Origin of the sequence: Rhodovulum sp., from assembly GCF_011048875.1 — a bacterium.
Lineage (GTDB): Bacteria > Pseudomonadota > Alphaproteobacteria > Rhodobacterales > Rhodobacteraceae > Rhodovulum > Rhodovulum tesquicola.
Map to the genome: position 1 here is coordinate 1 of NZ_DSDD01000329.1, position 21550 is coordinate 21550.

The window sequence follows — 21550 nt, forward strand, 5'->3', positions numbered from 1 at the left end:
CCTGTCGCCCGTCTTCGACGCGATCCGCGATGCCGCGCGCGAGCGGATCCTGATCCTGGACGGGGCGATGGGCACCCAGATACAGAAGCTTGGCCTGAGCGAGGGCGATTTCACCGGCTGCGGCGGGGGCTGCGCCTGCCATTTGCATTCCGACCAGCCGCAGAAGGGCAATAACGACCTTCTGAACCTGACCCGGCCAGACGTGATCGAGGACATCCATTACCGCTATGCGATGGTCGGGGCGGATATCGTCGAGACCAACACCTTTTCCTCGACCACCATCGCGCAGGCCGATTACGGGCTGGAGGATCGGGTCTTTGCCCTGAACGAGGCGGGCGCGCGGCTGGCGCGTGCCGCGATGGACCGGGCCGAGGCCGAGGATGGGCGGCGCCGCTTCGTGGCAGGCGCGCTGGGGCCGACGAACCGCACGGCATCCATCAGCCCCGATGTGAACGACCCGGGCTATCGCGCTGTCAGCTTCGACGATCTGCGGCTGGCCTATGGCGAGCAGTTGCGCGGGCTTATCGCAGGGGGCGTCGATCTGATCCTGATCGAGACGATCTTCGACACGCTGAACGCCAAGGCCGCGATCTTTGCCTGCGAGGAGGTCTTTGCCGAAACCGGCCTGCAGCTGCCGGTGATGATCTCGGGCACGATCACGGATCTGTCGGGACGCACGCTGTCGGGGCAGACGCCCACCGCCTTCTGGCATTCCGTGCGCCATGCCCGGCCGCTGACCGTGGGGCTGAACTGCGCGCTGGGGGCGGATGCGATGCGCCCGCATCTGGCGGAACTGGCGGGCATCGCCGACACGCTGATCTGCGCCTATCCCAATGCCGGGCTGCCCAACGAGATGGGCGAATATGACCAGACGCCCGAGGAAATGGCGGCGCTGGTCGCGGATTTCGCGCGCGAGGGGCTGGTCAATGTGGTGGGCGGCTGCTGCGGCTCGACCTATGACCATATCGCCGCGATCGCGCGGGCGGTGCAGGGCCTTGCCCCCCGGACCGTGCCGCAGGTCGCGCCGCGGATGCGGCTGTCGGGACTGGAGCCCTTCACGCTGACGCCCGACATCCCCTTCGTGAACGTGGGCGAGCGGACCAATGTCACCGGCTCGGCCCGGTTCCGCAAGCTCATCAAGGAAAGGGACTACACCGCCGCGCTGGAGGTTGCGCGCGATCAGGTCGAGAACGGCGCCCAGATCATCGACGTGAACATGGACGAGGGGCTGATCGACTCCAAGGCCGCGATGGTCGATTTCCTGAACCTCGTCGCCGCCGAGCCCGATATCGCGCGGGTGCCGGTGATGATCGACAGCTCGAAATGGGAGGTGATCGAGGCCGGCCTGAAATGCGTTCAGGGCAAGCCCGTGGTCAACTCGATCTCGCTGAAGGAGGGGGAAGCGGCGTTCCTGGAACGGGCGCGGCTGTGCCGGGCCTATGGCGCGGCGGTCGTCGTGATGGCCTTTGACGAGGCGGGCCAGGCCGATACCGAGGATCGCAAGGTCGAGATCTGCGCCCGCGCCTATCGGCTGCTGACCGAGGTCGCGGGGCTTGCGCCCGAAGACATCATCTTCGACCCCAACATCTTCGCGGTGGCCACCGGCATCGAGGAGCATGACAATTACGGCGTCGATTTCATCGAGGCCGCGCGCCGCATCCGCGCCGATTACCCGAATGTGCATGTCTCCGGCGGCGTGTCGAACCTGTCCTTCAGCTTCCGCGGCAACGAGCCCGTGCGCGAGGCGATGCATGCGGTCTTTCTGTTCCATGCCATCAAGGCGGGGATGGATATGGGCATCGTCAATGCCGGGCAGCTGGCGGTCTATGAATCGATTGACCCCGAATTGCGCGAAGCCTGCGAGGATGTGGTTCTGAACCGCCGCAAGGACGGGACCGAGCGGCTGCTGGAGATCGCGGAACGCTACCGCGGCCAGGGCGGCGGCGCGGCGCGCGAAAAGGATCTGCGCTGGCGCGAACTGCCCGTGGACAAGCGGCTGGAACATGCGCTGGTCAACGGCATCACCGAGTTCATCGAGGCCGATACCGAGGAGGCGCGGCTGGCGGCCACCCGCCCGCTGGACGTGATCGAAGGCCCGCTGATGGCGGGGATGAACGTGGTGGGCGACCTGTTCGGCGCGGGCAAGATGTTCCTGCCGCAGGTGGTGAAATCGGCCCGCGTGATGAAACAGGCGGTCGCCGTGCTGTTGCCCCACATGGAAGCCGAAAAGGCGGGCTCCGGTCGGGAGGCGGCGGGCAAGGTGCTGATGGCGACCGTGAAGGGCGACGTGCATGACATCGGCAAGAACATCGTCGGCGTCGTTCTGGCCTGCAACAATTACGAGATCATCGACCTGGGCGTGATGGTGCCCGCCGAGAAGATCCTCAAGGTCGCGCGCGAGGAAGGGGTGGACGTGATCGGCCTGTCGGGGCTCATCACGCCCTCGCTGGACGAGATGGTTCACGTGGCCGCCGAGATGGAGCGCGAGGGATTTGACATTCCGCTGCTGATCGGGGGCGCGACCACCAGCCGGGTGCACACGGCCGTCAAGATCGCGCCCTCCTACCGGCGCGGGCAGGCGATCTATGTCACGGATGCCAGCCGCGCGGTGGGCGTTGTCTCGTCGCTGCTGTCCGAGGGCCAGCGCGAAGACTATGTGACGGGCATCCGCGAGGAATATCGCGACATCGCCGAAAAACATGCGAGGGGAGAGGCCGCCAAGGCGCGGCTGCCGCTGGCGGCAGCGCGGGCGAATGCGCTGCGGCTGGACTGGGCGGGCCATGCGCCGGTGCGGCCCGCGATGCTGGGCACGCGGGTTCTGGACGACTGGGATCTGGCGGAACTGGCCCGCTATATCGACTGGACGCCCTTCTTCCACAGCTGGGAATTGCGCGGGGTGTTCCCCCGCCTGCTGGACGATCCCGAGAAGGGCGCGGCGGCGCGCGCGCTTTACGACGATGCGCAGGCGATGCTGGCCAGGATCGTGGCCGAAGGCTGGTTCCGACCCCGCGCCGTGCTGGGGCTTTGGCCTGCCAACAGCGTCGGCGAGGATATCCGGGTCTATACCGATGAGACGCGGCGCGCCGTGCTGGCCACCTTCCACAGCCTGCGCCAGCAGACCGCAAAGCGCGACGGCGTGCCGAACCTCGCGCTGGCCGATTTCGTGGCGCCCGAGGGCAGCGTGCCCGATTACATAGGCGGCTTTGCCGTGACCGCCGGGGCCGAGGAGATCGGGATCGCGAAACGCTTCGAGGACGCGCATGACGATTACAGCGCGATCATGGTCAAGGCGCTGGCCGACCGTTTCGCCGAGGCGCTTGCCGAGCGGCTGCATGAACGGGTGCGGCGCGAATTCTGGGGCTATGCGCCCGACGAAGCCTTTGCGCCCGAGGAGCTGATCGGCGAGCCCTATGTGGGCATCCGCCCTGCCCCCGGCTACCCGGCCCAGCCCGACCATACCGAGAAGCTCACGCTGTTCGAGTTGCTCGATGCCGAGCGCGCGGTGGGGATCCAACTGACCGACAGCATGGCAATGTGGCCCGGGGCCTCGGTCTCGGGGCTTTATATCGGCCATCCCGAGGCGCGTTATTTCGGTGTCGGCAAGGTCGAGGCCGACCAGGTCGTCGATTACGCCGACCGCAAGGGCATCCCCGTGGCCGAGGCCGAACGCTGGCTGGCGCCGGTGCTGAACTACCGGGCGAGCGCAGAAGTGGCACAGGCGGCCGAGTGACCCCCGCGGAGTGAGCAGCGCCGGGCCCAGCGGCGCTGCCGCACCGGGCATGGCGCCGGTTCGCGATTGAAATCGCCGCCGCGCCCGTAGCTTATTCGCAGGGATTGTCGCAGCCGCAAAAGTGAGTCGCCCATGGGCCTTGAGCAGATCTTCGTCCTTGTGCTGCTGGCCGTGGTGTTCCTGAGCTTCGTCAAGGAGGTCTACCCGCCCGAGGTCACGGCGCTGGGTGCGTCTGCGGCGCTGCTTGCGACGGGGATACTTGAGACCCGCGATTTCCTGAAGGTGTTCAGTTCCTCGGCCCCGATCACCATCGCGATGATGTTCATCATCTCGGCCGCGCTGGAACGCACGGGCGTCGTGGCGATGCTGGGCGATCTGCTGAAACGGCAGGCGCGCGGCTCGCTCTTGCGCGCGATGCTGCTGATGATGGTGGGGGCGATGGGGGCGTCGGCCTTCATGAACAACACACCCGTCGTGATCCTGCTGACGCCGGTGATGATCTCGGTCGCGGCCTCGGTCGGGGTGGCGCCCTCGCGGCTGCTGATCCCGCTGTCCTTTGCGGCGATCTTCGGCGGCACGCTGACGCTGGTGGGCACCTCGACCAACATCCTGATGAGCGGGGTTGCCGAACAGGCCGGCCAGCCCCCGCTGAGCATGTTCGAGATGACGCTGCCGGGGCTGATCTTCGCCTCGGTGGGCATGCTTTACATGATGATCGCCGGGCGCTGGCTGCTACCTGACCGCGCCTCGCTGTCAAGCGTTCTGGGCCAGGAAAGCAAGCGGCGCTTCATGGCGCGCCTGCTGATCCCGCAAGGGTCGAAATATGTCGGCAAGACGCTGAAGGAGCTGCCCTTCAACCGGGCCGAAACGCGCATCCTGGACGTGGTCCGCGGCGAGGTCTCGATGCGGCGCAAGATGAACGAACTGGCGCTGGAACCGGGCGACCGGGTGGTTCTCAAGACCGGCACGGGCGAGATCCTGGGGCTGAAGGAAAACGGCCAGGTCGAGTTCCGCGACATGGACGACCAGGACCTTGCCCCGGTGACCGCCGAGCAGACCATCACCATGGAGGCCAGCGTCGGCCCGAAATCGCATCTGCGCGGGCGGCCGATCAAGGATCTGAAGCTGCGCCGGAAATACGGCGTCTACCTGATGGCGGTGCACCGCGCCGAGCAGAACATCTCGCGGGATCTGCCAGATTTGCGGCTGCAATTCGCCGACACGCTGCTGCTGGAAGGTCCGCCCGAAGGCATCCAGCGGCTGATGGAGGATGGCGGCATCATCAACCTGTCCGCCCCGTCCGAACGCGCCACGCGGCGGTCGAAGGCACCGATAGCGATCGGCACGATCCTGGGCGTGATGGGGCTGGCGGCGTTCGACGTGATGGACATTGCCGGGCTGGCGGTGATCGGCGCGGTGATCGTGATGATGACGCGCTGCGTCGATCCCGAGGAGGCATTCGACGCCATCGACTGGCGCATCCTGTTCCTGATCTTCGGCATGCTGGGGCTGTCGATGGGGCTGGAACAGACCGGCGCGGCGCAGGTGATCGTCAAGGGCGCGGTGGGCGCGGTCGGGGGGCTGGGGCCGCTGGCGGTTCTGGCCGCGGTCTATGTGCTGACCAGCGCGCTGACCGAGATGGTGTCGAACAACGCGGTGGCGGTTCTGGTCGGTCCCATCGTGATCGCGCTGGCGGTCGAGCTGGGCTTTGACCCGCGCTCCTTCATCCTGGCGGTGATGTTCGCCGCCTCGGCCAGCTTCGCCACGCCCATCGGCTATCAGACCAACACCTTCGTCTATGGCGCGGGGGGCTACAAGTTCAGCGATTTCATCAAGGTCGGCCTGCCGCTGAACCTGATCTTCGCGGCAACCGCGGTTCTGGTGATCCCCCTCTTCTTTCCGTTCTGACGCCGGGGCGTCGGCGCGACCGGCAAGGCGAAGGGGATCGCGGCCGACGGGAACCCTTGCCGAAATCCATATGCGAATATTCTCGAAATATGGAAAAAGTGATTCCCACCCGCCTCGCCGCCCTCGCCCATCCGCACCGGCTGGCGATTTTCCGGCTGTTGATGCGGCGCCACCCCGACCGGGTTGCCGCCGGCGAGATTGCCGAGGCGTTGGGGCTGAAGCCCTCGACGCTCTCGGCCTATCTCGCGTCGCTGATGCGGGCGCGGCTGGTGACCCAGACGCGGGACGGAACATCGCTGCGTTACTCCACGGATGTCACGGCAGTAAGACAGACCTTCGATTACCTCTTCCTCGACTGTTGCCGTGGGCGGCCGGACCTCTGTTCGCCCATGGTCTTTCCCCTCCAGACAAGAGTCATCCCGATAGCCGACCCGAAATACAATGTGCTCTTCATCTGCACCGGCAATTCCGCCCGGTCGATCTTTGCCGAGTCGATCCTGCGCAAGGAGGCGGGTGATCGGTTCAACGCCTTCTCGGCCGGCACCATCCCCAATTCCGAACTGAACCCCTTTACCGTCAAGGTGCTGACCGACAAGGGGCACGATGTCTCGGTGCTGCGCGCCAAGAACGTGGCCGAGTTCATCGGGCCGGACGCCCCGCATCTGGATTTCGTCTTCACCGTCTGCGACCAGGCCGCGAACGAGGAATGCCCCCCCTGGAAAGGCCAGCCCGTGACCGCCCATTGGAGCATGCCCGATCCGGTCAAGGCCGAGGGGACGGATGCGCAGAAAAGCCTGGCCTTCCAGCACGCCTATGGCGCGCTGAGAAACCGCATCGTCACCTTCGCCGCCCTGCCCTTCGCCACGCTCGACCGCGTCGCGCTGCAAAAGGCGGTGGACGACATCGCCCGCGACGTGGCGGGGCTGTCGGACTGACGGTCTACGCGCTGAACGGTCTCGGCCGGATCGGCAAGCTGGCGCTGCGCCCCCTGCTGGAGCGCGGCGCACGGATCGCCTGTATCAACGACGTGGTGGGCGATCCTCCGATGCACGCGCATCTGCTGGAATTCGACACGGTGCATGGGCGCTGGCCCGCCAGTTTCGGCCATGACGCCGACAGCGTCAGCGTGGACGGCGTGCGGCTGCCCTTTGTCGGGGCGTCGCGGATCGAGGATCTGCCGCTGGCGGGCGTCGATGTGGTGATCGACTGCACCGGGGTCTTCAAGTCCGAGGCGACGCTTGCGCCCTATTTCGCGGCGGGCGTCCAGAAGGTGGTGGTCTCGGCCCCGGTCAAGGACGGGGATACGGCGAATATCGTCTATGGCGTCAACCACGCCACCTATGACCCCGCCCGGCACCGGATCGTGACCGCGGCCAGTTGCACGACGAATTGCCTGGCCCCGGTGGTCAGGGTGGTGCATGAGGCAATCGGCATCCGGCACGGGGTCATCACCGCGACCCATGACGTGACCAACACCCAGACCATGGTGGACCGGCCCGCCAAGGATCTGCGCCGGTCGCGGTCGGCGCTGAACCCGCTGGTCCCGACGACAACGGGCAGCGCCACGGCGATCACGCTGATCTATCCCGAACTCAAGGGGCGACTGAACGGCCATGCGGTGCGGGTGCCGCTGTTGAACACCTCGCTGACCGATGCGGTGTTCGAGCCGGAGCGCCCGGTCACGCCCGATGAGGTCAACGCGCTGTTCAGGGCTGCCGCCGAGGGGCCGCTGAAGGGCATCCTGGGCTACGAGGACCGGCCGCTGGTCTCGGCCGATTACGTCAACGACACGCGGTCGGGGATCGTGGACGGGCCATCGACGATGGTGGTCAACGGCACCCAGCTCAAGGTCTATGCCTGGTATGACAACGAGATGGGCTATGCCCACCGGCTTGTCGACGTCGCGCTGATGGTGGGGGCCAGCCTGTGAGCCGCCCCGAGGGCCTGTCGGCCTATGTCGCGGTGACCGCGGCCTATTGGGCCTTCATGCTGACCGATGGCGCGCTCAGGATGCTGGTGCTGCTGCATTTCCACATCCTGGGCTTTTCGCCGCTGCAACTGGCCAATCTTTTGATGCTGTACGAGATCGCGGGGATGGTCACGAACCTGTCCGCGGGCTGGATCGCGGCGCGGTTCGGGTTGACCTCGACGCTGTAGGCGGGGCTCGGGCTTCAGGTGGTGGCGCTGCTGGCGCTGGCGCAGCTTGATCCGGGCTGGGCGATCGGGTTGTCGGTCGCCTATGTGATGGCGGTGCAGGGGGCATCCGGCGTGGCCAAGGACCTGGCCACGATGTCGTCCAAATCCGCGGTCAAGCTGCTGGCGCCCACCGAGAATGGCGAGCTGTTGCGCTGGGTGGCGCTGCTGACCGGGTCGAAGAACGCGGTCAAGGGGCCGGGCTTCCTGCTGGGCACTGCGTTTGCCCCCGGCCCCGCGCCCTGGCTGACCGCCTGTCCCATGGCGGGGCTTCTGGCCTTTGGCGCGGTCTTCGCGATCAACTCTTGGCTGCATTCCTATCTGATCCTCGCCTTCACGCGGGCCGAGCGGGTGACGATGGATGTGGGCTTCTACTACATGGCCAATGCAGGCGGGCGGCTGATGGGCACGCTCTTGTCGGGGCTGACCTATCAGGCGGGGGGCTGGCACTGATGCTGGGCATGGCGGCGGCGATAGTCGCGGCCCCGGCGCTGGCGGCGGGACGGCTGAGACCCGAGCCAGCGGCTGAATCCGGCTAGAGGATCGGCGCGAACAGCCGTGCCACCCGCGCGGCGCTGCGATGCAACGGGTTCGCCACCTCGGCCAGTCGCTTGGTGTGGGGCTGGCTGCGGGCGAAATCGGCCTCCAGCATCGCCGCGACCGTCCGGGCGAAATCGCGCTCGAAGACCAGCGCCGTCACCTCGAAATTCAATCGGCAGGACCGGTTGTCGAGGTTCAACGTGCCGACCGAGGCCATCGCCTCGTCCACCACCAGAACCTTCTGGTGCATGAAGCCGTCGGTATAGCGATAGATGCCCACCCCGGCCTCCAGCATCTCGTCAAAATAGGCGAAGGCGGCCAGCCAGACCAGCCAGTGATCGCGCCGGGCCGCGACAAGGATGCGTACATCCACCCCGCGCAGCGCGGCCAGCGACAGCGCGGACAGGATGTCGGTATCGGGCACGAAATAGGGCGAGGCGATCCAGATGCGGTGCTGCGCGGCATGGATCGCGTTGCAGAAATACAGGCTTCCGGTCTCCAGCCTGTCGGCGGGACCGGGTGCGACGATCAGGACGTCGAGATCCTGCGCCACGGCGGCGGGCTGCCAGTCGAGATCCAGCCGTTCCTCGGTGGCCCAGAACCAGTCCTCGGCAAAGATCAGCTGCAACTGCGCGACGGCCGGGCCGGATAGCGCCAGATGGGTGTCGCGCCAGCGCCCGATGCGCGCGTTGCGCCCGATGTATTCGTCCCCGACATTGTGCCCGCCCAGAAAACCCTCGCGCCCGTCCACCACGACGATCTTGCGGTGGTTGCGGAAATTCACCTGAAAGCGGCTGTGCGGGCGGCGCAGCGAATGGAAATCGGCCACGACCACACCGGCCTCGCGCAGTTCGGCGTTGAACGCGGCGGGCAGGCGGTGGCTGCCCAGCGCGTCGTAGAGCAGCCTGACCGTGCAGCCCGCCCGCGCCCGCGCGATCAGGCGGCGCTGCAACTCGCGGCCCAGATCGTCGTCGCGCAGGATGTAGGTCTGCACCAGAACGAAGCGTTCGGCCCGGTCGATGGCCTCGAATATCTCCGCATAGGTCGCAGTCCCGTCAACCAACAGACGCACCCCGTTGCCGGAAACCGCGCGCAGGCCCGCAATCGCCTCGAACCCCGTCAGGCTGCGGCCCAGCCCCTCGGGCAGGCTTGTGGCATCGGTGCGCCGGGCCGGCTCGAAATCGGACAAGGCCGCGATCGGGATTTGCGAGGACCGGCGCACGGCCATGTAGCCCGGCAACCGCCAATGGCCGAGGAACAGGAAGATCGGCAGCGCCAGATAGGGGGCGGCGATCAGGAACACCACCCAGCCCACCGCGCCCTGCGGCGTGCGCGAGATCCGGATCGCCCGAAGCGCCGCCCAGATCGCCGCGGCCTCGAGCGCCAGCACAAGGACGGGGATGAGAAGCTCCAGCATGGCGCGATGCTGGCCCCGGGGCGGGCGGAAGGCAAGCGCAGGGTGGTCGCGGGTTCAGCCCGGCGCGTGCGCCATGTCGGCCCAGATCGGCAGGTGATCGGAACTGATCCGCGCGCGCGGGCTTTCGTGGACGCCCGCCGCGGCCAGCGCCAGCCCGCGCCCATGCGCGATCCGGTCGAGCCCGGCGCGCGGGCGGCTGGCGTGAAAGGTCTTGCCCGGCGCGACGATCCGGAAGCGGTCCGCCAGCGGCTCGAATCCGCGATCCTCGGACCATTCGTTGAAATCGCCCAGGATCACGGTGCGCGCGCTTTCATCCTCGCAGAATCGCGCGCCGATGGCCTGAAGCTGGCGCCGCCGCCAGCGCCTGAGCAGCGCCAGATGCACGCCGACCAGCGTGATCGTGCGCCCGTCCGGCTGGCCGATCCGCACCATGACCGCGCCGCGCGGCTCGAACCCCGGCAGGGTGATCCGCTCGCTGGCCATGACTGCGGTGCCGCGGCGCACCAGAACCGCATTGCCATGCCAGCCGAGGCTCACCCCGTTCCGTGCCAGATCGACGACGACCAGATCGGTTTCGCGCTCGATCAGCATGCGGGGCAGCGCGGCGGGCCGGTCGCCGAGCCGCCTGTCGGCCTCCTGCAGGACGACCGCATCGGCGCCAATCTCGTTGATGACGTCGAGCACGCGCCCGGCGTCGCGCTTCCAGTCGAGCCCGACCGCCTTGCGGATGTTGTAGCTGGCCACGCGCAGCGCGCGCATCTTTGGGGCGGATCCCGGGAAAGTCGCGGCGAGGTTCATGCGCGCAAAGGTAGGCTTGCGGGCGGTCGAAAACAACCGCTGCGCAGAACTCCGGCAGCCCGGGCGCGAACCGGCCGCATTCGCCCCCGACCGTTGCGAAACGGGCACCCGTTCGGGGCTTTGCGCGACTTTGCAACCGGCAGGGCTGCGAAACATCCCCGGACTTTCCCGAATTCCGCCGCAATCGCCATGCCCGGGGCCATGATTTGGTCCAGCTTTTCGGGAACACTCCACGCATATCCGAGGAGGCAAGGTGTCTTTCGCCCCCGTTGAACCCCGAATCGCGAAACCAGGCCGCCAAGATGAACGCAGTGCCCCAGATCACGACGCCCCTGCAGCTGGATGGCCCGGCCGAGGAGTTGCAGCCCGGCACCGAGCTTCTGCACGGCCAGTACCGGATCGAGCGTTTCCTGAACTCGGGCGGGTTCGGCCTGACCTATCTGGCTCGCGACAGCCTCGACCGTATCGTGGTGATCAAGGAGTGCTTTCCCGAGTCGCTGTGCATGCGGGCCGGACGGCGCGTGCATGCCCGCTCGCGCAGTTTCAGCCAGGAATTCCATTCGATCGTCGATCTTTTCATCGACGAGGCGCGGCGGCTGGCGCGGCTGAACCATCCGGGCATCGTCGGCGTGCATCAGGTGTTCTCGGATAACACCACCGCCTACATGGCGCTCGACTATATCGAGGGCAAAAGCCTGCTCGAGATCATCGAGGATCCGCGCGAGACGCCCTCGCCCCAGGCAATCCGCGAGATCCTGATCAAGGTGCTGGACGCGGTCGCCTTCGTGCATGACCAGAGCCTGCTGCATCGCGACATCTCGCCCGACAACATCCTGCTCGACCTGTCCGGCAACCCGGTCCTGATCGATTTCGGGGCGGCCCGCGAACGCGCCACGCGCAGCAGCCGGGTGCTGTCGCGTCTGCAGGTGGTCAAGGACGGCTATTCGCCCCAGGAATTCTACGTCGCCGGCATCAAGCAGGGTCCGCCCAGCGATCTCTATGCGCTTGCGGCGACCTTCTGCCACCTGATCACCGGCAAGGCCCCGCCCGACAGCCAGCAGCGGATGGCCGCGCTGGCCGCGAACGAGCCCGATCCCTACCAGCCGCTCAAGGGCCGGGTGCCGGGCTATGCGCCCGCCTTCCTCGGCGCGATCGACAAGGCGCTGAACGTGGTGCCGAAGGAACGGCCGCAATCGGCGCATGAATGGCTTGCGATGATCGAGACCGGCCCGCGGCAGGCGACCGAGGGACGCATCCCGCCGATGGACGAAGAGGTGATGGCGTCGATCTCGCGGCTGGTCGAGGAAACGAACCGCGCGGTGATGGAAGCCCGCAAGAGCGCCGAAAGCGAGTCGCAGGCCCGTCGCCCGGAGCCGCCGAAACTGCCTGAGCGCAAGCCCGCCTTTGCGTGGCGGTCGCTTTACGACGACGAGGACGAGGACGAGGACGCGAGCGCGTCCGTGAGCACAGTTCCGGAGCCGGATGACAGCGCGACCGGGCACGAGGACGAGGACGGCGGCCGGGCAGCCAGGCGCCGCAAACGCCACTCAGGCACGGGCGGGTTCGGCCTGTTACTGGGACAGGCGCGCAGGTTTACCGTGCGGCCCTGAGCGGGCCGGGCGACAATCGCAGCAAGTGGAAGGCAGGGAAGGCAGAGGCATGAAGTTCCTCAGACGCAAGAATGGCGACAAACCGCACGCCGACGAGTTCAATGATTATGTCGAGCCGTTCCCCCCGCTTCGCCGCGGCACGCCCGAAGCGCCGGGGGCCGAGCCGCAAGCCACGCCGCGCGGAGCCGCGCGGGCGATGCCGCGCACCCTCCAGCCGCAGTCCCGGGATCCGGACGCCTTTCGCCAGAGGCTGGGCGAGCTTGATGTCGCGTCCGGGGAGGATATTGACGACGCCTTCTACGACGACGATCCGGACCATCCGGCGGCGGATTACGCGCCGACGCCGGGCTGGCCCGGCTCCGAAAGACCTGCGCCGCAGGAGCAGTTCCAGGCCCTCTCCGCCACCGCGACGGGCCAGCCGGGCGGCGCCCGGCCCGTTCTCTTCCCCGGCGACGACCGTGGCGCCGCACCCCATGGCCACCAGATGGCCCCGGACCACGCCACCTTCTCCGAGGGCGAACGCCAGCGCCCGCCACCTGCCTCTGCCCGCGCCGGCCTGCCTGGATCGCCGGACGTCCAGCCGCCCCGCCCGGCCGCCCCGGCGGCCGAGTACCGCCCGGATATCGCGCACGGGCGCGCACCGGACGAGGGCGCGGCCTTCGAGGCCCCCCCGCCCGCCGCAGGCCGCGCGGGCGGCGGGGCGAACCGCGCGCGCACGCGGCTGCTGGGCTTCGGCCATGCCGGCGACCCCGTTGCGGACCCCTTTGCGCAGGATGCCGGTGCCGGCCCGTCGACAGGCGCCGTGCCCGGCTTTCCCGTCGGCTGGCTAGTGGTGGTCGACGGTCCGGGCCGCGGCGCGCATTTCACCCTGTTTGCGGGCGTCTCGCAGATCGGGCGCGGCGCGGACCAGACCGTGCGGCTTGATTTCGGCGACAGCTCGATATCGCGCTCGGGCCACGCGCTGCTGGCCTATGACGATGAGCAGGGGCAGTTCTTCCTCGGCTCGGGCGGCAAGGTCAATATCGTGCGCCTGAACGGCCAGCCGCTGCTCAGCACCGAGGAGATGTCGGATGGCGACACGATCCGCATCGGCGAAACCACGCTGCGCTTCGTGGCCTTCTGCGGCCCCGGCTTCACCTGGTCGACGGACCGGCGCGATGCCGAACACGGATGACCTGCGCCTGGACGTGGCCACCGGCATCGGCCAGGGGCGGCGCGAGCATCAGGAAGACGCGATCATCGCCGATTTCACGATCGGCGGCGAGATCGGGCTTGCGGTGCTGGGCGACGGCATGGGCGGCCATGCGGCGGGCGATGTCGCCAGCCGGATCGCGGTGACCGAGGTCTTCAGCGAACTGAAGCTGCGCAGCAACGATCCCGACCGCTTCATCCGCTATGCGCCCGGCATCCTGCGCGAGGCCACGCGCGGGGCCAATGGCAGCATCGCCGCGCATATGCGCAGCCATGCCGCCACCACCGGCATGGGCACGACGCTTGTCGCGCTGGCGGTGGCGCGGGATCAGCTGTTCTGGCTCTCGGTCGGAGATTCGCCGCTGTTCCTGTTTCGCGACGGACAGTTGCGCCAGATCAACGAGGACCATTCGCTCGCGCCGCAGATCGACCACATGATGCGTCTGGGCCTGCTCAGCGCGGACGAGGCGCGGCGTCATCCCGACCGCAACTGCCTGACTTCGGCGCTGACCGGAGCCGAGATCCACCAGATCGACTGTCCCGACCGACCGATCGGCCTTGCGGTGGGCGACATCATCGTCGCGGCCAGTGACGGGCTCGACTCGATCGACCGGGAACGGCTGCGCGCGCTGCTGGTCCAGTATCGGCGGCGCACGAGCGCGGAAATCGCCAATGCGCTGTTCTGCGAGCTGGAAACGCAGGGCGATCCAGAGCAGGACAATGTCTGCTTTACCGTGATCCGGGTCGTCGCCCGCGGCTGCCAACCCGCTGTCGCGCCCCATCTCCCCGCCCCGACCGAGCGGCCGCACAAGCGCGCCGCGCTTTCCTTCCTGCACCTGCGCCAGGGGGGATCGGTTCGCGCCCTGCCGCTGGCCACGCGCTTCCTGATGGCGCTGGGAAGGCGGGCGCAATGATCACGACACCCGAACCGGATGTGCTGGCTCAGCTTGATGCGATCCTTGCGTCCGATCACCTGCCGCGCAAGGCACGCGAATACGGAAAGCGGCTGTTGGGGCGGCTGAGCGCGCCGCTGCGGCTGCTGGTGACAGGACCGGTCGGAAGCGGCAAGTCCGAACTGGCGCGCCTGATTTGCGGCCAGGCCGCACCGCCATCGGTCGGCGCACCGGGAGAGCCCGTGGAAACGCCGTCGGTGCTGTTCCGCAACCTCGCGGTCATCGAGCTGGACTTGCCGACCCCGGGCAGCGGGATCCCCGGCGCGGGCGCGATCGAGCAGACATCGCCCGACATCATCCTGTGGTGCACCCAGGGCTTTGCCCATGACGAGGCGCAGATCTGGGCACGGGTGCCCAATAACCTGAAGGACCACGCCTTTCTCGTGCTGACGAAGGCCGACGCCCTGATGCGCGAAGGGGTGCTGGAGGACCGGCTGGACGATCTGCGCGAGGTGGTCGAGACGGAATTTCACAGCCTTCTGCCGATCGCCACCGCGCAGGCCGCCACGGCCATGAACAGCACCGGGATCGCCGATCCGGCGCTGCATGCCCGCAGCGGCGCCGCCGCCCTGTTCGAGGCGCTCTCGCGCATGATCGAACAGGGCCGCAGCGCCGATCTGGATGCCGCCAATCTGTTCGTGCGCCGCCATGGTGCGGCACTGCCCGCACCCGGAACCCCGATCCGGCCGGGCGATGGGTCGCAGGGCAGGGCAGGCCAGGACACGGCCATGGCGCTCGGACCGCAGGACCTCGGCCCCCACCTGCCGGATGACGCGAGGATCTCGGCAGCGCCCGAGACGGACCTCTCGGCCCGGGCGATCCGGATGCTGGACGGAATCTGCCAGGATTTCCCCGACCGGATCGAAGGACATGCCCGCGACGAGATCAAGCCGCTGCTGGAGCGTTGTGCCCGTGCCGCCGAGGCGCTGGGCAAGATCATCGAGGATGCGAGGCTTTCCGGCGACCTGGCGGATGACGTTCTGGAGGCCAACGAGATGATACTGCTGCTGACCCTGGAGGAGAACGAGACCGCGGCGGCCGATGCGGTGACGCTGTTGCTGCAATTGCGGCGCGGCTTCGAGGCACGGCTGGTCGACTGAACGGAAGGCGCCGCCCAGTGAACGCCACACGATCGCCACGCTCAGGCCATCATGGCAGGAAAAATTGTTTCTACGGCCGCGACAACACCCAGGGACGCGGCCGGTTTCGGGCGGAGCCGGGCAGGTTCCGCGCAGTAAGGAGGGGGACCTCGAGGTGACGCTGGACGAACGCGCAGGACTCGCATTGGAAGCGGCCCGCCCGCAGACCGCCAATCCGGGGCTGCTGGCGCTGGGCATGGATGGTTTCGCCGGGTTCATCGACCGGATGGACCAGATGCGCCGCGCGCTGGCCGATCTGGCCGAGCTTGGCGATGCCACCGTCGCGCGCGGGGCGTCCCGGCTGGGCGCCCAACTCGACCTGGTCGAACCCGCGATCACCTTCATCGGCCAGGTCAAGGCCGGAAAGACGTCCCTGATCAACGCGATGGCGGGCTGGCCGGGGCTGTTGCCCGCCGACGTGAATCCCTGGACCTCGGTGGTCACCTCGATCCACATTGCGCCCGCCGGGTCGACCGAAGCGGCCGGGGCGAATTTCCGCTTCTTCGACCCACAGGAATGGGACCGCCTGATCGAGAGGGGCGGTCGGATGGGCGAACTGGCCAGCCGCGCCGGGGCCGAGGAGGAACTGGAGAAGGTCCGCCGCCAGGTCGAACGGATGCGCGAGAAATCCAAGGGCCGGTTGGGCCGGCGCTTCGAACTGCTGCTCGGACAGCAACACCGTTACGGCAAATTCGACGAGGAACTGGTCGAACGCTATGTCTGCCTCGGCGACGATTTCGAGGATGACGAGGGCGAGCCCTTCGACATGCGCGGGCGCTTCGCCGACATCACCAAGTCGGCCGACCTGCATGTGTCCCATGCCAATGTGCCGTTCAAGCTGTGCCTGCGCGATACGCCCGGGGTCAACGACACCTTCCTGATGCGCGAGCAGATCACCATCGGCGCGATCCGCGACAGCCGGCTTTGCGTGCTGGTGCTGTCGGCGCATCAGGCCCTGTCCAGCGTCGACATGGCGCTGATCCGGCTGATCTCGGCGGTCAAGGCGCGCGAGGTGGTGATCTTCGTCAATCGCATCGACGAATTGCCCGATCCCGCGGCCCAGATCGCCGAGATCCGCGACTCGATCCGCGCCACGCTTGCCCGCCACGAAGGCCCGGCCGACGCGCCGATCCTGTTCGGCAGCGCGGTCTGGGGCCAGCACGCGCTGGAGGGGACGCTGGCGCAGATGAGCGCGGACAGCCGCAAGGCGCTGATCGCCTTCGCGCGCAGCGAGAACGCCTCCGGCGACGGCCCACAGGACGCGATCGAAGGCGTCTGGCGGCTGTCGGGCATCCCGGCGCTCTACCGTGCCCTGGGCGAACGTGTCGCCGAGGGCGTGGGGGGCGAGGCGATCGACCGGATCGCCCGAAGCATCGGCAACCTGGCCCGCGGCGTGACCGCGGCGCAGCGCTCGATCGGGCTTGCGGTGGCGGGCGGTCAGGCGGTGACACTGGACGCCGCCCGGATCTCGCGCCAGCTCGACCAGATCGAGCAGCGCGCGACGGCCTTGCTGGAAAATGCCTTTGCCGCCCAGCGCGAGGCCTTCGGCGTGCGGCTGGAACGGTCGCATCACAATTTCCTTGACCGCGCGACCGCGGCGCTGATCGAGCATCTGGAGAAACACGGCGAGGGCACGGTCTGGTCCTATGAACCCACGGGCCTGCGGTTGCTTCTTCGCACGGCCTGCCAGGTCTTCGGCAAGCGGATACAGGACGACGCAAGGGCAATCCTGGAGACCGCAGCCACCGAGGTCGCGGCGACCTACCGCGCGGCCTTCGGGCTGACCGAGGCGCTTGCGATCGAGCCGCCGGAACCGCCGCGGCTGAACCCGCCGGTGGCCATCGCCCAGACCATCGCGCTGGACGTCAAGGGCACCTGGTGGCGCCGCTGGTGGCTGCGCCGCAAGGGCTATCGCAGCTTCGCGGCCGAGTTCTACAAGATGATCCGCGAGGAAACCGCGCCGATCCTCGACGAGTTGAGCCATGACCATGCCGAAGCGATCCATGCCGATCTGCTGCGAACGCTGGCCGGGTTCCTCGAGGAACAGCGCGAGATCGTGACGGCCCTGGCCGAAAAGGCCGCGCCGACCGCACAGGACCTGGGCGCCGCGCTGGGCTATCAGGCGCGCGCGGAACGGTTGCGCCAGATCGAAACCGCCGTCGCGACGATGCGACAGGAAGCGGCCTGAGCGAGGACAGGAAGGCTAGACAGCGATGACAGACCCCCATCCCGACGATTTCGCCAAGATCGGTGCCGCTGTTGCGGCCATGGAGCCTGCGCCCCAACCATCCCCGGAGCCGAGCCATGACCCGGCGCCCGTCCCGGCCAAGAAACCCTGCATCGCGCTGATGGGCGAGTTCAGCGCCGGCAAGAGCACGCTGTCGAATCTGCTGATCGGCCAGAACCCGCTGCCGGTGAAGGTGACCGCGACCCAGTTGCCGCCAGTGCGCATATCGCATGGCAGCGGGCAGGCCTGGCGCGAGGATCGCGACGGCACGATCCATCCGCTGGACATCGAAAGGATGTCCGACGTGTCGGCCGCCGATACCCGCCTGGTCCAGCTTTTCGCCGAGGCCGACTTGCTGACGCTGTGCGACCTGATCGACATGCCCGGGATCTCGGACCCCAACATGGACTCGAGCGTCTGGGAGGGTGTGATCGGGCAGGCCGACGGGGTGATCTGGTGCACCCATGCCACCCAGGCATGGCGCCAGAGCGAGTCGGCGGTCTGGGACGAGTTGTCGGACCGGCTGGGCAAGACGAGCATCCTGTTGCTGACGCGCTGCGACAAGCTGCTGACCGAGGAGGATCGGGCGCGCGTGCTGAAACGCGTGCGGCGCGAGACCGAGGGGCTGTTCGCCGCAAGCTTCCCGATCTCGCTGACCGAGGCGGTCGAGGGGCGCACGGACCCGGCGCTCTGGGCCGCCAGCGGTGCCGAGGCGTTCGGCCAGTGCCTTGTCAGGCTTCTCCAGGACATGCAGACCGGTGTCCCCGGCGCGGCCGGGACTGAAGCGATGCCCGCCGCGGTGTCGCTTTCCCCGCCGCGTCCCGAGGCTGCACCCGAAACCGAACGACCGGAACCCGACCTGTCCGCGTCCGAGGGCGTGCGCCCGCGGCGTGTGACCACGGGCCGCGCCCCCGCTCGCGCGGGCCGGCCGACCGACAACGACATGCACCGTTTCGGCCTGCTCTGACGGCGCGGGGCGGCCTTTCATGCCGGGCCACGGCGCAGGGCGCGGGAGCGTCGCCCGCGTCCGGCAAGCAGGGGATGTGTTTTGGGTGTGGAAGGCGTGGAAATATCGACTAGACTACGCGCGATGGTGCCCACCGAGCGAATGAAATCCCTGCGCAGATCAACCCCAGGTTGCCGGTCGCTTGTCTATGTCGACCTGAAGGCGCGGCTTGTGCTGTGCAGCGATTCAGACCTGCCGGTCCCGCCGCAGGAGGCGCTGGACGCCCTTTGCCTGCGGGGGGCGCGGCTATTGACCGGATCGCTCCGCGCGGCCGCGGATGCGGCGCTGGCGGAACCGGTCGCCGAGGCGGTGGCGGTGCAGGGCGGCCGGATCGAGGTGTATCTCAGCACCCCCGCCGCGCCCGACGAGGCACTGTGCGGCGTGCTGGAGGCAAGCGCCGATCCGCATGTGGCCCTGGACATCCTGCGGCGCGGGATCGACACGATCCTGCCCGAAGACGCCGCCCGCAGCCCGGCCGACCTGCAAAAGGGGTCGTGAGGTGAGCGATCTGGACCGGCTCAACAACAAGCTTGCCAAGCTGAAGGGCAACGACGAGGGCTATGTCGTGGCCGGGGTCACCGAGGGCATCGTCTCGGTCCTGCTGACCGAGATCGAGGAGACGATCCTGCCCCGCGAGATGGTGCTGACCAACGAACGCGGCGAGCGCTTCGTCCTGATCGTGACCGGCCGCCGCCTGCTGGCACTGGACGGCCCCGGGGTCGAGGGACCCGGGCAGGCGGACGGGGACGATGCCGCCGCGCGCATCGTTGCCGATTTCATAGGTCCCTTCCGCGCCTTTCTGGACCATGCCCGCGAGATCGGGATGGATGCCGGGCGCCCCCCTATTCGGATCGATCCCACGATGATCGGCTGTTCGGTCGAGACCCTGGCCGCCGCCCTTGCGGGACCGGACAACGGCCCATCGGCCGACCCGGTCGACGCCGCACTGGATCTCGCGCTTGCGGGGCTGCGGCTCGCCGGGGGCGAGATTGTCGGGCGCAGCGGCGCGGCCGATCTTGTCGCCCGGCTCGATGCCTTCGCCGCAGCCGGCGCGGCGAGGCTGGCACAGGTGGCCGGTGGCGAGGCCGACGCACCCTCCTGTCTGTTCCTTTCCGGCGCCGGGCAGCAGGGCATGCTGCTTGCGCGGGTCGCATTCCGCGGCGAGGCGGCCCTGGTCCTGGCCTCGGCAGAGGCAAGCGGCGACCTGATCGCGCTCTGCCGCGGAGAACGGCCCGCGACGGCAGCATCCTGACCGTTCCGCTCCACGCGTTGCCCTCTGGCATCGGGCATGGCTTGACAGCCCGTTCGCAGGGAATTAACCCCGCTTCGTCTTGGTTCATCCGTGCCTTCACGGGCCGGGTGATGAAAAGGGAACACGGTGCGGCCCCCGGGCCCATGCCGTGGCTGCCCCCGCAACTGTAGGCGGAGAGCGCGGCTGACAACGCCACTGGGCCCGCGCCCGGGAAGGCCAGCCAAGCGACGACCCGCGAGCCAGGAGACCTGCCAGGACGATCACCCGGTCCCGTCGCGGGGTGCGATGCGGGCGGCGGTCCTTCCGCAGTGGTGATGCCTCACCGTCTGCGGGAAGGCATGCCTTTCCAAGGACTTGCAGTCTGAACAGGCCAGCCGGGTGCACCGGCGGCCAGCGAACGGACACGGGACAGACATGATTCGCAAGACAATCGCCCTGGGACTTGGCGTGACCGCGCTCACCCCCCTTGCCGCGTATGCGCAGCAAAGCCTGCTGCTGGACGAGATCACGGCCACCGCCAGCCTCGTGCCGATCGAGATCAACCGCACCGGCACCACCGTCGAGACGCTGGACGCCACCGACATCGCCCAGGGCGGGCTGAGCATCGGACAGACCCTGGCGCTGTTGCCCGGCGTGTCGATCACCACGAATGGCGGGTTGGGGGCCACCTCGACCCTGCGGCTGCGGGGGCTTGGGGGCGGCTATATCGGCGTGCGTATCGACGGTATCGACATGACCGACCCCTCGGACCCGCAGACCGCGTTCAATTTCGGCACGCTGACCGCCGGCCTGCCTGACCGGATCGAGTTGCTCAAGGGATCGCAATCCGCGCTTTACGGCGCGAACGCCATCGCGGGCGTGGTCGATATCACCACCTGGCGGCCGGATGCGCCGGGCTTCTCGGGGCGGGCCAATGTCGAGGCGGGCAGCTTCGGCACGGCCGTCGCCACCCTCAATCTGGGCCAGAAGGGCGCGCGCGGCGAGGTGGCGCTGACCGTCTCGCGGCTGACGACGGACGGGTTCTCGGCGCGGACCTCGGATGACGAGAAGGACGGGTTCGACCAGACGCAGCTGATCCTGTCTGCCGCCTATGACGCGACCGAGGACCTGCGGCTCGGCTTTTCGGCACTCTATTCCGATGGCACGTCGGAATTCGACTGGTCGACCACCGACCCCAGCGGCGAGGCTGACCAGACCCGCCGTGGCCTGCGCAGCTTTGCCGAGTTTACCACGGGTGCAATCGAGCACGAACTGGCGCTTTCCTGGGTCGAGACCGAGCGCGTCTATAGGGGCGGCATCACGGGGCATTTCGTCGGCGAGCGCACCCGGCTGGACTATCTCGGCCGCGTGGACCTGAGCGCCGATTTGACGCTGGCCTTCGGTGCGAACTGGACCGAGGAAAAGGCCAAGCTGGACGGCGAGCGCCACGACAGCGCCGCCGCGTTCGGCGAACTGCAATATGCCGTCTCGCCCGCGCTCGACCTGGCGTTGTCGCTGCGCCATGACAGCTATTCCGATTTCGACGACCAGTTGTCGGGCCGCGCCGCGCTGGCCTGGCGGATGCGGGATGACGTGATCCTGCGGGC

At 68.2% G+C, this 21550-nt stretch carries 15 protein-coding genes, 1 pseudogene and 1 riboswitch; of the genes and pseudogenes, 14 read left to right on the forward strand and 2 right to left on the reverse strand.

Annotated features, from left to right (window positions below; all coding sequences use genetic code 11):
* Window position 1 precedes the first annotated feature (1 nt).
* From metH to ENN83_RS11560, 5 genes and pseudogenes are all read left to right on the forward strand, one after another.
* A complete protein-coding gene (gene metH, locus ENN83_RS11540; RefSeq protein WP_287187189.1) occupies window positions 2-3730 on the forward strand; it encodes a methionine synthase in 3729 nt (1242 codons plus the stop codon).
* A gap of 132 nt (window positions 3731-3862) precedes the next feature.
* A complete protein-coding gene (locus ENN83_RS11545; RefSeq protein ID WP_287187191.1) occupies window positions 3863-5638 on the forward strand; it encodes an SLC13 family permease in 1776 nt (591 codons plus the stop codon).
* Between the two features lie 89 nt (window positions 5639-5727).
* Window positions 5728-6573: a metalloregulator ArsR/SmtB family transcription factor gene (locus ENN83_RS11550; protein WP_287187192.1), complete on the forward strand. Its 846-nt coding sequence runs from the start codon at window positions 5728-5730 to the stop codon at window positions 6571-6573.
* Window positions 6570-7568: an ArsJ-associated glyceraldehyde-3-phosphate dehydrogenase gene (locus tag ENN83_RS11555; protein WP_287187214.1), complete on the forward strand. Its 999-nt coding sequence runs from the start codon at window positions 6570-6572 to the stop codon at window positions 7566-7568. Before ENN83_RS11550 ends, ENN83_RS11555 begins: the two co-directional genes overlap by 4 nt.
* Window positions 7565-8370: pseudogene (locus tag ENN83_RS11560) on the forward strand (hypothetical protein). The gene ENN83_RS11555 and the pseudogene ENN83_RS11560 overlap by 4 nt, the downstream one beginning before the upstream one ends.
* Here ENN83_RS11560 and cls read toward each other — a convergent pair.
* The gene (cls, locus tag ENN83_RS11565) at window positions 8367-9788 is read right to left on the reverse strand and encodes a cardiolipin synthase (protein ID WP_287187194.1); all 1422 of its coding nucleotides are present in this window, start codon (window positions 9786-9788) and stop codon (window positions 8367-8369) included. The pseudogene ENN83_RS11560 and the gene cls sit on opposite strands and share 4 nt — an antisense overlap.
* A gap of 54 nt (window positions 9789-9842) precedes the next feature.
* A complete protein-coding gene (locus tag ENN83_RS11570; protein ID WP_287187196.1) occupies window positions 9843-10547 on the reverse strand; it encodes an endonuclease/exonuclease/phosphatase family protein in 705 nt (234 codons plus the stop codon).
* A gap of 341 nt (window positions 10548-10888) precedes the next feature.
* On the opposite strand from ENN83_RS11570, the gene ENN83_RS11575 reads away from it, so the two are divergent.
* The 9 genes from ENN83_RS11575 to ENN83_RS11615 all read left to right on the forward strand — a co-directional run.
* Window positions 10889-12196: a serine/threonine-protein kinase gene (locus tag ENN83_RS11575; RefSeq protein WP_287187198.1), complete on the forward strand. Its 1308-nt coding sequence runs from the start codon at window positions 10889-10891 to the stop codon at window positions 12194-12196.
* Between the two features lie 49 nt (window positions 12197-12245).
* A complete protein-coding gene (locus ENN83_RS11580; protein ID WP_287187200.1) occupies window positions 12246-13370 on the forward strand; it encodes an FHA domain-containing protein in 1125 nt (374 codons plus the stop codon).
* Complete coding sequence (locus tag ENN83_RS11585; RefSeq protein WP_287187201.1) at window positions 13354-14301, forward strand: PP2C family protein-serine/threonine phosphatase; 948 nt, start codon at window positions 13354-13356, stop codon at window positions 14299-14301. The genes ENN83_RS11580 and ENN83_RS11585 overlap by 17 nt, the downstream gene beginning before the upstream one ends.
* The gene (locus tag ENN83_RS11590) at window positions 14298-15440 is read left to right on the forward strand and encodes a hypothetical protein (protein ID WP_287187202.1); all 1143 of its coding nucleotides are present in this window, start codon (window positions 14298-14300) and stop codon (window positions 15438-15440) included. Before ENN83_RS11585 ends, ENN83_RS11590 begins: the two co-directional genes overlap by 4 nt.
* 154 nt (window positions 15441-15594) lie before the next feature.
* Complete coding sequence (locus tag ENN83_RS11595) at window positions 15595-17667, forward strand: dynamin family protein (RefSeq protein WP_287187203.1); 2073 nt, start codon at window positions 15595-15597, stop codon at window positions 17665-17667.
* A 25-nt stretch (window positions 17668-17692) separates the two neighbouring features.
* On the forward strand, window positions 17693-18673 hold the full coding sequence (locus ENN83_RS11600; protein ID WP_287187205.1) for a dynamin family protein: 981 nt from the start codon (window positions 17693-17695) through the stop codon (window positions 18671-18673).
* A 141-nt stretch (window positions 18674-18814) separates the two neighbouring features.
* Window positions 18815-19210 carry a hypothetical protein gene (locus tag ENN83_RS11605; RefSeq protein ID WP_287187207.1) on the forward strand — a complete coding sequence of 132 codons (396 nt, stop codon included), beginning with the start codon at window positions 18815-18817 and terminating at the stop codon, window positions 19208-19210.
* Window position 19211: 1 nt separating this feature from the next.
* Complete coding sequence (locus ENN83_RS11610) at window positions 19212-19964, forward strand: hypothetical protein (protein ID WP_287187209.1); 753 nt, start codon at window positions 19212-19214, stop codon at window positions 19962-19964.
* Between the two features lie 63 nt (window positions 19965-20027).
* Window positions 20028-20234: riboswitch (cobalamin riboswitch) on the forward strand.
* Window positions 20235-20378: 144 nt separating this feature from the next.
* Window positions 20379-21550 (forward strand): TonB-dependent receptor (locus ENN83_RS11615; RefSeq protein WP_287187212.1); only part of this gene is annotated, 1172 nt, incomplete at its 3' end.

Coding starts and splice junctions, on each gene's coding strand:
- ENN83_RS11545 (WP_287187191.1), top strand. CDS start 3,863: ATGGGCCTTGAGCAGATCTTCGTCCTTGTGCTGCTGGCCGTGGTGTTC.
- ENN83_RS11550 (WP_287187192.1), top strand. CDS start 5,728: ATGGAAAAAGTGATTCCCACCCGCCTCGCCGCCCTCGCCCATCCGCAC.
- cls (WP_287187194.1), bottom strand. CDS start 9,788: ATGCTGGAGCTTCTCATCCCCGTCCTTGTGCTGGCGCTCGAGGCCGCG.
- ENN83_RS11570 (WP_287187196.1), bottom strand. CDS start 10,547: ATGCGCGCGCTGCGCGTGGCCAGCTACAACATCCGCAAGGCGGTCGGG.
- ENN83_RS11575 (WP_287187198.1), top strand. CDS start 10,889: ATGAACGCAGTGCCCCAGATCACGACGCCCCTGCAGCTGGATGGCCCG.
- ENN83_RS11580 (WP_287187200.1), top strand. CDS start 12,246: ATGAAGTTCCTCAGACGCAAGAATGGCGACAAACCGCACGCCGACGAG.
- ENN83_RS11585 (WP_287187201.1), top strand. CDS start 13,354: ATGCCGAACACGGATGACCTGCGCCTGGACGTGGCCACCGGCATCGGC.
- ENN83_RS11590 (WP_287187202.1), top strand. CDS start 14,298: ATGATCACGACACCCGAACCGGATGTGCTGGCTCAGCTTGATGCGATC.
- ENN83_RS11600 (WP_287187205.1), top strand. CDS start 17,693: ATGACAGACCCCCATCCCGACGATTTCGCCAAGATCGGTGCCGCTGTT.
- ENN83_RS11605 (WP_287187207.1), top strand. CDS start 18,815: ATGAAATCCCTGCGCAGATCAACCCCAGGTTGCCGGTCGCTTGTCTAT.